This is a genomic window from Rhizobium sp. AG207R (assembly GCF_027109195.1).
GTDB lineage: Bacteria > Pseudomonadota > Alphaproteobacteria > Rhizobiales > Rhizobiaceae > Rhizobium > Rhizobium dioscoreae.
The window spans coordinates 510,923-522,236 of sequence record NZ_JAEPVT010000005.1; the positions used below are offsets into that span (position 1 = coordinate 510,923).

Here is an 11,314-nt window from a genome sequence, read left to right on the forward strand (position 1 = left end):
TCACCCGATCTGCTTGCGGATATCGGTCGTCGCGTCGAGGATCGCCATGGTGGCGACGTCATCGACGGTCGGTATTGCTCCCGTAAACTGCTTGAGATCGGCGTAAGCCTTGATCTGTGCTGCCCAATTGTCCTTGTTCATCGCGCCCCAGCCGGTCTGCTTGGTGCTATCGCCGAAGGAGAAATCGATGACCGGGTGGACGGCTTCAAGCTCGCTGGCCTTGTCGAGATTGGGATAGGCGTCGACCAGCATGTCGACGGCTTCTTCCGGATGGTCGCGGACGTAACCCCAACCTTTGGCGGCAGCCTTGGTGAAGCGCACCAGCACGTCGGAATGTTTGTCGAGCTGTTCGTCGGTCGTATAATAGACGTTGGCGTAGAGCTGCAGGCCGGCATCCCAGAGCATCATGTCGACACGGTCGTCGCCGAGCACCTTCAGCGCATTGGTGTTCGTGACCCAGCCGGTGACGGCGTCGGCCTGGCCGGTCATCAGCTGGTTCATGTCGGAACCCATGTTGACCATCTTCACCTTGTCTTCCGGAATGCCGTTTTTGGCCAGCAGCGCGCGCAGCAGGATGAAGGCGGTCGGCTGGGTGGCGATCGTCTTGCCGATCATGTCCTTCGGCTCGCGGATCGGCGCCTTTTTCAGCGAGAAATATGTAAATGGATGCTTACGGTATCCTGCCAGAAACGCCTTGACGGGCATGCCGGCCGAGCGCGCGAGCATGACGGACGGGCTGGAGGAAATCTGCCCGATGGTGGATTGGCCTGCCGCAACGCCGGCAACGCCATCGACATTCGGGCCGCCGGGGACGATGGTGAGATTGATGCCCTGCTCGGTGAAAAAGCCCTTCTTCTGTGCCGCGACTTCGCCGATGAGTCCGTTGGAAGCAAGCCAGCCGAGCTGCATCCGCACTTCGGCAACATCGGCGGCCTTGCCGGCACGGATGCCGACGAAGGTCTGGGTCGCAGCAAGACCCCCGACCAAGGCAGCATTGGATAGGAAACGGCGACGATTCATCATGAATTGAGACATGCTGATAGTTCCCCTGTTGATTGGGCGATCGGACTTTTCGTCTCGTTATCCACCAATGCCAGGGATGATGGGGGAATTCAGCGTTCTAATAAAGAACAATTATGCGCACTATCGATTGCCGAAAAGGCAACGCTCAAGGTGGCGTAAGTCATGTCTTAGCTGCCGTGTTCATCACGAGAGTGCAGCCGTCGACCACCGCCGAACTTTGCGAGATCGGTGGCGGATAATGATGGATCAATGCTGTATGGGATATTCGAGCTGCAGCGCGACGATATCAGATGTTCGCGCACCATACCGCGCGGCAATCTCGAACAGCGTCTGATCCAGCGCCTGCGCGGGTGGGCGCGCGGGAACCGTCACGACCGAGGCATCGGTATGGGCTGAAAGGTCCGGCACAAGCAGGAGGCCGCTGCGCGAACGGATGGATTGGGCCGGCTCCGCGATGACAGCCTTCGAACGATAGGTTCTCGACCACGCATCCGCCGTCAGCGCCAAAGCGATTTCATCGAAACCGTCCTCCGCGGGCAGGCGGATGATCTCGTGGTTCCAGAAGGCAAGGGTGTTGCCGGCAAAGCGCCAGAAGCGGCTCGTTGTCATGTGAAACGGTGCGGAATCATGCGCGCTGCTCCAATCGATGACACCCAGCCGGGTGGCCGCCGAGCGCGCCTTCTGCGCGCCAGCAATGGCCTCCACCAGAGTCAGGGAAGCGGGGATCGATGCCGTGACGCCCGTGGTGCTCATGACATTACCATCGACGATGTAACGCCGGTTATGAACCCACTCTGTCCGCGGAAAGGTACGGCGGATTGCGTCGAAGGCGTACCAATGGGTGGTGGCGTGCTTGCCGTCGAATACGCCGGCCCTTGCCGCAAGCCAGGCGCCCTCACAGATCGAAACGACCATCGCGCCCTTCGATGATTGCTCGCGAATCCAGGCAATGACGTTGCGGCTGCTGTTGTCATGCATGGCGGGGACGATGACGATATCGGCGCCTTCCGGATGCCCACGGTCAAAGTCCCGCATTGTTGCGTCCGGCTTGATTTTCAGCGCCGGCATGAGGTTCACGATGCCAGCCTGGGTCGAGACGATCACGACGTCGGCGACACCGGCACTGCGCAGGACGCCGTAGGGGATGACGAGATCGGTTGTCTCCGTGCCGCGGTTGTCGGCGGCGATCGCGATGAGGGGCCGTGTCCGGCCGGCTTTGAACGTCGGGAGCCGGATGGCATTTTCCGCAGCTATCGCAGGTCTTTCGAAAGGGAAAATCGCAATGCAAAATACGAGCAGGGCGAGAAGCAAGATTTTGGGGAAATGGCGATCCATGGCACGTGTCCAGATTTTTGATGTCATACCCTCGGAAATATTTGGTTCGCAGGCTGGCGAAAATGACAAAGATATCGCATTTTCCGCCAATGCAGGATTCTGGACATTCCCCGCGGCGTATCGTCGTTATCGGCTATGACGGTGTTCAGGCGCTCGATATCGTCGGACCCATGGAGGTCTTCGCGATGGCGAACCTTCATTTGCCCGAGGGTGCGCCGCCTTACGAAGTCGTGCTCGCGTCCCCGGCCGGTGGATCGGTGAAAAGCAGCTCCGCCGGCGGCCTTGTCTTCGGCGAGACCATGAGCCTCGAACAACTGCCCGCCGATCTCGATACGATCATCCTCTCCGGCGGCAGCGAGGATGGGCTTCGGCAGGTCATATTTCAGACGGACCTGCTTGCCTGGCTGCATTCGCGGGCGAGGCCTACCCGGCGCATGGCCAGCGTCTGCACCGGAGCCTTCATCCTCGCGGCCGGCGGCTTCCTCGATGGCAGACGAGCGACCACGCATTGGAATTCCTGTTCCCTTTTGAAGGAATTGCGGCCTCAGATCGAGGTCGAGCCAGACGCCATCTTTGTGGCGGAGCCGCCCGTCTTCACCTCAGCCGGCATTACGGCTGGTATCGATCTATGTCTGGCGCTGGTCGAGGCCGATTGTGGTCCGAAGACCGCTCTTGCCGTTGCGCGACAGATGGTATTGTTCATGCGCCGGCCGGGCGGTCAGTCGCAGTTCAGCGCGGGCCTCGCCCTTCAGGCGAATGCGACACCGCGCCTGCGGCAGCTCTTGAGCGAGATCATCGACGATCCCACAGGGGATCTATCGGGACCTGCTCTTGCCAGCCGGGTCGGCATGACGGAGCGCACCTTTTCGCGCAGTTTCCGAAAGGAAACCGGAACAACGCCGGCGCAATTCGTGGAAGCCGCACGGTTGGAGCGGGCAAAGGCGCTTCTCGAAAGTTCTGACTGGCCGCTGGCCCGCATCGCCGAGCGTTCGGGCTTTTCAAGCCTCGACACGCTGCATAGGGCCTTTCTCAAGAATCTTGCCATAACACCCGGCTTTTATCGGGCGCGTTTTGGCACGGGCGCCTGACGACAAGGTCAGCCTCGTCACTCACATGTCGACTCATGCCGTGCTGGTAAAAACTTCTCTTCTTTCGTCGATAAATATGGATTTGGAGCCAAGCTCGCGCATCAGCCGCCATATTCGATGATTTCGAGCCCGGCATTGTAATCCGTGGCATAGACCAGACCATTGGCGTCAACAAAGACGTCGGCTGATTGGATCACTTTCGGGCGGCCTGGACGGCGGTCGGTAATGGCAGTCGGCCCCGCCGGCACGAGAGCGCCGGTTTCGACAGGATGATAGGGGTCGGAAATGTCGAAGGCGCGGATGCCGGCATTCTGCCACGTCGCAAAGATCAGCGTCTCGGAGACGAAAGAGCCGGGCCGGTTTTCGTGCAGATTGTGCGGTCCGAAATGACCGCCCTTCTTCGCGTAGTCGATTTCGGCGGGGATCGGGAAAGTCGAGATGCTGATCGGATTTTCGGGCACGCGGATGTCGAAGACCCAGGTATGTTTCCGGCCGTCTTCCTCATTGTCCAGCACAGCCTCATCCGCCACGACAAGAAGATCGCGGCCGGGAAGTGGCAGCGGCGAATGTGTGCCGCCGCCGTAGGGCGGGCACCAGTTATGGTGTTTGATGAGCCGGGGGGCGGAACGATCCTTGATATCGAGGAGCGTCAATCCGCCATCGCGCCAGCAAGCGTAGGCGGTGTCGCCATGGACGAGCGCGTGGTGCAGGGCATAGCGCTTGCCGTCGCCCCAATTTGGGGTTTCGCCCGCCGCGCGGTTCATGCCGGGAAGCCACCATTGGCCGACAAGTTCGGGCCTGGTTGGATCGGCCATGTCGATGGTCACGAAGATATAGTCGGTAAAGCCGTCGAGCAGCGCCGAGGCATAGGCATAGCGGCCGCCGACATACCAAAGCCTGTGAAAGCCGACGCCTTCGACATCCAGTTGGCCGATCTTGCGCGGCTTGTCGGGAACGGAAATATCAAACACGCTCATGCCCGCGGTCCAGGCGCGCTCACGCTTTCTGGAGGCGACCGTCTCGCCGACGGATTGCGTGTAGTAGGCCTTCTCGTTCGTGAAGGTTTCCACGTCGGCAAAGAGGTCGAGCGCGTTGATGACCAGCAGCAGGTCGTCATGCGTCTGCAGATGGATGTTCCAGGTGTTGGCTGGCGCTGGCACGTAATTGACCGTCTTGGGATGTTTCGGGTCGCGTACGTCAACGATCGAGAAGCCCTGCGACCAGGGATGGGCGACATAGGCGTAGCCTCGATGAACCATCAATTGCAACCCATCGCCACGGCCGCCGATATCGTTATGGCCGATCAATGTCATGTTGCGGGCAAAGTCAGGTTTCGGCAGGTCGGTCGATGCCATGGGACGTCTCACGCTCAGGGGAATGAAAAGGGCCGCCCTTGCGGGCGGCGCCTGCGAAAGCAGCTGATAAGTCTCAGTTCTTGGCCGCCGGAATCCAGGCTGCCGTGGCGGCATCGCTCTTCAGGAAGGCCGGGAATTTCTGCTGCAGTTCTTCGATGGTGCCGATCTTGTTGTTGACGAGATCGTCGCGCGTGATGAGTGTCGGCTGCAGAAGAACGGAGTGGCCCGGAGGCTGACCGGCAATGGCAAGCGAAACGGCGCGGACGGAAACTTCACCGACGACGGCAGCGTTGGTGGCAGCCGTCGCTACCCAGGCGCTGTCCGGTTCGACCATCAGCTGGATATCGGCGGTCGACGTGTCTACGCCGTAGATCTTCACCTTGGCGGAAAGGCCGAGCTCGTCGATAGCGAGCTTTGCACCCTTGGCGAACTCATCCCATGGCGTGAAGATCACCGAAATATCCGGATTGGCGCGCAGGACGGCCTTGGTCTGGTCGGCGACGGAGGCGGGAACGGTGTCATTGACCACGCCCCAGACGGCCTTTTCCTTCAGATTGTGCTTGGCAATAAAATCCTTCCACACCGCATATCGGCGGTCGAGCGGCGCGAAACCGGCAACGTAGACCGCACCGCCGGTGAAGCCATCACCCTTATCCTTCACGGCCTGGTCAAGCACGAGCTTGGCCATATCCTTGTCGCTCTGTTCGATCTGCGGAATTTGCGGATTGTCGAGGTTGACGTCATAGGCGAGCACCTTGATGCCCTTGTCGAGTGCCTTCTGCGCGACATCCTTCAGGACCTCTGGGCGGCCATTGTTGATGATGATGCCGTCGACGCCGAGATTGATCGCCTGCTCGACAAGATTGCGCTGCGTGTCGTTGTCATTGCGGGCCTGCGAAACAGTGAGGTTGACGCCAAGCGCATCCGCCTGCCGCTTGACGCCAGCCTCGAAGGCTTGCAGCCAGTCGCCGCTGCCAAGGAAGCTGATGACGGCGATATTGACTGTTCTTTTATCGAAGGGAGCGGGCGCGCCGCTGAGGCCTGCCGCCGATGCTGTGGTCATGAAAAGCGAGCCGGCGACGACGGCCGAAGCTATGATTTTGAATAATTTGATCATTGAAAATCCATTGAGCGTTGAGTTGGGATGGATGGCGGGATCACGCCTTGCTGCGGCCGATCCCGTAGGTCAGCGCAAGCGCGCCGACGAGAACGGCACCCTTGATGAAATCCTGGGTATAATAGGGCGCATTCAGCATCGTCAGGCCGTTCAGAAGCACACCGACGAAGACCGCTCCGATCGTCGTGCCAAGAACGTTGGGGCGGCGCAGGCCAAGGACGGCAAAGCCGATGAGCGAGGCTGCGACGGAGTCCATCAGCAGCGATGCGCCGGAAGAGACGTCGCCGCGACCGACGCGGGCAGCAACGATAATGCCGCCGAGCGAAGCGAGAACGCCTGACAGCACATAGGCAAAGGTTTTCAGCTGGGCGATATTGGCGCCGGCGAGCCGCGTCGCGGCTTCATTGCCGCCGGTTGCGTAAAGAAGGCGACCGAGGCGCGTACGCTCGGTCAGCACGAAAAGCACAAGCGCCACGACGAGCATCAGAATGACGGGAAAGGGAATGGTGCCGAACAGGCTTGAACGTCCTATCGTCAAAAAGGTGGGATCGACTTTGCCGATCGCCTTCGTCCCATCGGGAAGGATCAATCCCACCGAGATCGAGCGTCCGGCTGTCGGGATCAGCTGTAATCCCGTGAGCAGGAACATGGTAGAGAGGGTCGCGAGGAGATCCGGCACCTTCAGCCGAACGATCAGCAGAGAATTGACGAGCCCGACGATCGCGCCGAAGGCAAGCACCAGCGGCACGGTCTCATAGACATCGAGGTTCCATACGATCATGGCGTAGCTGGCGGCCATGACACTGGAGGCAGCCACCGCGCCAACGGATAGATCGAAACCGCCGATGGCAAGCGTCACCGTCACGCCGGCACCGATGATGGCGACCACCGAAACCGCCTGCAGGATGCTCATCAGATTGTTGATGTTGATGAAGGCCGGCTGGGCGAAGCTGAAAATGATGATAAGGGCAAGGAGGAGGAGAAATACAGCGCCCCGCCGCACGAATTCCTGCGGCGATATCGCATGGTTCGTCCGCCTGATCTGTTCGGGGATTTCCACGGTACCTTCACTCATCAGGCATATTCCTCGTTCTGTCGGCCGCCCGAGGCCGCATCAACGGCTTCTTTGAGACCATGATGTTCCATCACCAGCACCCGGTCGGCGACTTCGAGTGCTTCTTCCGGATCGGATGTGGCGATCAGCGTAGCGCGGTCGGTATGGGCGCGTATGGCCGCGATAATGTCCTGGCGGGCGCCGACATCGACCCCCTGAAAGGGCTCGTCGAGAAGCAGCAGGCGGCTTGGCTCGGCTTCCCAGCGCGCGAGCACGACCTTTTGCTGATTGCCGCCGGAAAGAGACCAGACGGACGCCTCGGGACCGGGGGCCTTTATGCCGAGGCGCCGGATGGCCTTTTCTCCCTCACGGCTCTCGTGCCCGGAAAACAGGAAACCCGACGGATACCAGCGTTTTAGGTGCGGTAGGCTGATCGTTGCCGCAATACTCTCTCCGGGCCAGTCTGATGGCATCAGAGAAGAGCGATGCCGGTCGGCGGCAGCCATGACGACGCCACGCGCGATTGCATCCGCGGGCGAGCCGGGCTGAAATGCAATGCCATCCAGAAGTGCCGTGCCGGAGGCAAAGCGCTCGAGGCCGAAAAGCGTAGACAGAAGACGGCTCTTGCCGGCGCCGAGGACGCCGGTAATGGCGACGACCTCGCCGGCATGAAGCCTGAGATCGATCGGCGGGCTGTCGGCAAACAGCTGTATGCCCTGAAGCTCCAGTATGGTTCGGTCAAATTGTTCACGGCGATGCGGGCGAGCCGCCTTCATGGAACGGCCGATCATGGTTTCGATGGCGGCATCGAAGTCAATCGGGCGCGAGAAGGCACCGACGTTGCGGCCGCCGCGCAGGACGACCACGCGATCGGCGAGCGCATCGAGATCGGCCGTACGGTGCGAGATATAGAGAATGCCCAAGCCGCGGGCCTTCAGCCGACGGACGATATCATAAAGCCGGCTCGCCTCGCGCGCAGACAGGCTTGCGGTCGGTTCATCCAGGATCAGCAATTGCGCCTGATTGGAAAGGGCGCGTGCAATGGCGACCATCTGTCGGTCAGCGGTTCCAAGATCGCCGAAATCCCCGTCGAGCGGCAAGTCGAAGCCGGCTTCAGACAGGATCGCTTCTGCCTTCCGCCGCACTGAACGCTTCGACAGAAAGAAGGGCTGGCGTCCGTCAACATATTGGTTGAGCAGCAGCGCATCCGCGACCGAAAGGCCGGCGACCCCGACGACATCGGTCGATTGATGCACGGTAACGATGCCCCGCGCTGTTGCCTCGGCCGGACTTTCGGGGCGATAATCCGCGCCGTTCCATAGGATCGTGCCTGAATCGGCGCGGTGAATGCCCGACAGGATTTTGACCAGCGTCGACTTGCCGGCGCCATTCGCTCCCATCAGTGCGACGACCTCGCCGCGATCAACGGTTAGAGACGCTGCCGACAAAGCCTGTGTCGAGCCGAAAGCAAGCGAAAGATTTTGGGCATCCAGCAAGGTCATGGGCATGGGTTCGATGATTGTCAGCGGTACTCGTAAGCCACTGGCGATCAATTAAAAGGACGAGCCTTGCTTTGTTTATTTAATCTATAGAATAAATTTTTTCGGGCTCCGGTTCGCCTCCATCTGGAGCTCGTGGATGTGCGGCGAGATCGAGCAAGTGTTGCCGACGCCTGTCGTCAGGGAGTTTAATTTGTCTGAAATTCCGAGGGAGCCGGAAAACCCTTCCTTTAATCTACTAATTTTATAGACAATATAAAACCGTTAAATATCAGCAATGTCCGCGATAGCGAGGTGATCACGTCGCGCCCGCAGAAACATGCGCCAGGGGTTTTCATGGATACAGTGCTCTATCTCGCTTCTCTTGCAACGCGGCCAAGCCTTGCGGCAACCAAACGCGCCTGGTCGATCCTGCAGCATTTTCTGGCAGGCCTGATGGTCCTCCTTTCGCTTCTGGTACTGCTGCACGCTATTTGCGGAAGCTGAGATCCGCGCTTCCATCAGGAACTGACGAGAGAAGACGAAGAGGCCCGGCGTGCCGCATCTGAACGCCGGGCCTTATGCGGTTACTTGATGCTGTTCAGATCGACGCCCTTGGTTTCCCGAACGAAGATAAGGCCGATGATCAGAGTCATCGCAGCAATCGCGATCGGGTACCAGAGGCCGTAGTAGATATCGCCCTTGGCGGCGCTCATGGCGAAGACCGTTGCGGGCAGCAGGCCGCCGAACCAGCCGTTGCCGATATGATAGGGCAGCGACATACCTGTATAGCGGATGCGGGTCGGGAACATCTCAACCAGGATTGCGGCGATCGGGCCGTAGACCATCGTCACATAGATGACGAGGATGGTCAGGATGAGGATGGTCAGCGGCCAGTTGATGGCCGAGGGATTAGCAATCATCTTGAAGGCGCCGCCATTGGCGATGGTATAGACCGGCATCTCGGTTGCGCCGCCAGCTTGATCCGCCGTCAGAAGCTTCGCCTTGACGAGATCCGCTACCGGAGTGACCGTCTTGTCGCCCGCCCGCACGGTTGCTGCGTTGAGCCCCAGTTCGGGATTTGCGGCGATGAAGGCATCCAGCTTGGCGTCCGGTACCTTGGCGGGATCGCGCGCCAGTGGGAAACCGGCCTTCTGCAGGGCAAGGTTCATGTCATGCGTGAATGCCGCGCTCTTGGCCGCTGCACCGGCACCTGCCGCCGTCGCATCGTAAGAAGTGATGGTCGCGTCGCCGACCTTGACCGTCGCCGGCTGCCCGGCTGCGCCTTCGACAATGGTATAGGGCACGGACGACTTCGCCAGGAAGGACGTGGCGATATCGCACGAATTGTTGAACTTGGCGGTGCCGACCGGATTGAACTGGAAGGTGCAATCGCCAGGAGCAGCCGTCACCGTCGCCCGGATGGTTTGCTCCGCTTGGGCAAGCGCCGGATTTGCGGCATTGGTCAAAGCCTTGAACAGCGGGGAATAGGTGAGGATCGCCAGTGCAAGGCCCGCCATGATGATCGGCTTGCGGCCGATCTTGTCGGAAAGCCAGCCGAAGAACACGAAGAAACCGCTGCCGATCAGAAGCGCGATCGCGATCATGATGTTGACCGATTGGCCGTCGACCTTCAGCACGTTCTGCAGGAAGAACAGGGAGTAGAATTGGCCGGCATACCAGACGACCGCCTGGCCGGCGGTAAGGCCGAGCAGGGCGATCAAGGCGATCTTGGCATTCTTCCACTGGCCGAAGGCCTCGGAAAGCGGAGCTTTGGAGCCCTTGCCCTCTTCCTTCATCTTCTTAAATGCCGGCGATTCGCTGAGCGACAGCCGTATCCAGACGGAGATGGCGAGCAGAAGGCAGGAGAGCAGGAAGGGAATGCGCCAGCCCCAGGCGGCAAAGGCATCCTTCCCGAGGGTGTTCTGGACGATCAGGATAACGATCAGCGACAGGAACAGGCCGAGCGTCGCGGTCGTCTGGATCCAGGAGGTGTAATAGCCGCGTTTGTTGTCGGGTGCGTGTTCGGCGACATAAGTCGCAGCACCGCCATATTCTCCGCCGAGCGCCAGACCTTGCAGCAGGCGAAGGATGATCAGGACGACGGGCGCGGCGATGCCCCAGCTCGCCGATCCGGGAAGGACGCCGACCAGGAAGGTCGAAAGACCCATGATCAGGATCGTGACGAGGAAGGTGTATTTACGCCCGACAAGATCGCCGATGCGCCCGAAGACGAGGGCGCCGAACGGCCTGACGAGGAAGCCTGCGGCAAAGGCGAGCAGGGCGAAGATATTGCGGGTTGCTTCCGGATAGTCGCTGAAGAAGGCCGTGCCGATGAAGGCGGCCAGAGAACCGTAAAGATAGAAATCGTACCATTCGAACACGGTTCCAAGGGAGGAGGCGAAGATGACCTTCTTCTCCTCCCTGGTCATGCCTCGACTCGTCGTCTCGGCCACGGACGTGGATGCCATGAATCAATCCTCCCAATTGCACCAGGGACATGGTCAAAAGACCCGTGTCATGTCCCCCATAATGACATTACGCAGGACTTTCCTGCCGATGGGCGCGGAAAGTCGCGCCAGTGGGTGCTCTCCTGATTTCCTCCCCCAGAAGATCACGCACCTGATGCATATGTGAGTGTTGGCCAAAAATTGAAAATTGCAATGGCTGCAACCGCTGCCGCTTATGGAAATCTGTGTGTAAGCATCAAGAAATACGAATATGTCCTTCACCAGCATGTGAACTGACCCCGTAAAGTTGGACGGTTTATTGGCTGGGCTGATTTAAGGGCTGTGTCCTGTATTGAACAGGGCTCAGCCCTTTGAGTTTTAGCCTGATGCGATCGTTGTTGTAATATCGAATAT

General features: G+C 59.8%; 10 protein-coding genes. 2 read left to right on the forward strand and 8 right to left on the reverse strand.

Annotated features, from left to right (window positions below):
- On the reverse strand, positions 1-1,035 hold the full coding sequence (locus JJQ51_RS14905) for an ABC transporter substrate-binding protein (RefSeq protein ID WP_113329559.1): 1,035 nt from the start codon (positions 1,033-1,035) through the stop codon (positions 1-3).
- Between the two features lie 234 nt (positions 1,036-1,269).
- The gene (locus JJQ51_RS14910) at positions 1,270-2,358 is read right to left on the reverse strand and encodes a DJ-1/PfpI family protein (RefSeq protein WP_269244845.1); all 1,089 of its coding nucleotides are present in this window, start codon (positions 2,356-2,358) and stop codon (positions 1,270-1,272) included.
- A 62-nt stretch (positions 2,359-2,420) separates the two neighbouring features.
- On the opposite strand from JJQ51_RS14910, the gene JJQ51_RS14915 reads away from it, so the two are divergent.
- The gene (locus JJQ51_RS14915) at positions 2,421-3,446 is read left to right on the forward strand and encodes a GlxA family transcriptional regulator (RefSeq protein ID WP_233789828.1); all 1,026 of its coding nucleotides are present in this window, start codon (positions 2,421-2,423) and stop codon (positions 3,444-3,446) included.
- 101 nt (positions 3,447-3,547) lie between these two features.
- Here JJQ51_RS14915 and JJQ51_RS14920 read toward each other — a convergent pair whose 3' ends face one another.
- From JJQ51_RS14920 to JJQ51_RS14935, 4 genes are all read right to left on the reverse strand, one after another.
- Entirely contained in the window at positions 3,548-4,801 is a 1,254-nt protein-coding gene (locus JJQ51_RS14920) for an LVIVD repeat-containing protein (protein ID WP_113329561.1), read from the reverse strand.
- Between the two features lie 73 nt (positions 4,802-4,874).
- Positions 4,875-5,918 (reverse strand): substrate-binding domain-containing protein, encoded by a 1,044-nt coding sequence (locus JJQ51_RS14925; RefSeq protein ID WP_113329562.1) that lies wholly within the window; start codon positions 5,916-5,918, stop codon positions 4,875-4,877.
- A gap of 40 nt (positions 5,919-5,958) precedes the next feature.
- Positions 5,959-6,993, reverse strand: coding sequence for an ABC transporter permease (locus tag JJQ51_RS14930; protein ID WP_152093139.1), 1,035 nt, complete (start codon positions 6,991-6,993; stop codon positions 5,959-5,961).
- Positions 6,993-8,474 carry a sugar ABC transporter ATP-binding protein gene (locus JJQ51_RS14935; RefSeq protein WP_145318997.1) on the reverse strand — a complete coding sequence of 494 codons (1,482 nt, stop codon included), beginning with the start codon at positions 8,472-8,474 and terminating at the stop codon, positions 6,993-6,995. Before JJQ51_RS14935 ends, JJQ51_RS14930 begins: the two co-directional genes overlap by 1 nt.
- Before the next feature lie 333 nt (positions 8,475-8,807).
- Between JJQ51_RS14935 and JJQ51_RS14940 the strand changes: the two genes are divergently transcribed.
- On the forward strand, positions 8,808-8,957 hold the full coding sequence (locus tag JJQ51_RS14940; protein WP_183808890.1) for a hypothetical protein: 150 nt from the start codon (positions 8,808-8,810) through the stop codon (positions 8,955-8,957).
- Positions 8,958-9,037: 80 nt separating this feature from the next.
- Here JJQ51_RS14940 and JJQ51_RS14945 read toward each other — a convergent pair whose 3' ends face one another.
- The gene (locus JJQ51_RS14945; protein WP_269244846.1) at positions 9,038-10,921 is read right to left on the reverse strand and encodes an MFS transporter; all 1,884 of its coding nucleotides are present in this window, start codon (positions 10,919-10,921) and stop codon (positions 9,038-9,040) included.
- A 295-nt stretch (positions 10,922-11,216) separates the two neighbouring features.
- A partial coding sequence (locus tag JJQ51_RS14950) for an IS3 family transposase (protein WP_135488309.1) occupies positions 11,217-11,314 on the reverse strand: 98 nt, incomplete at its 5' end.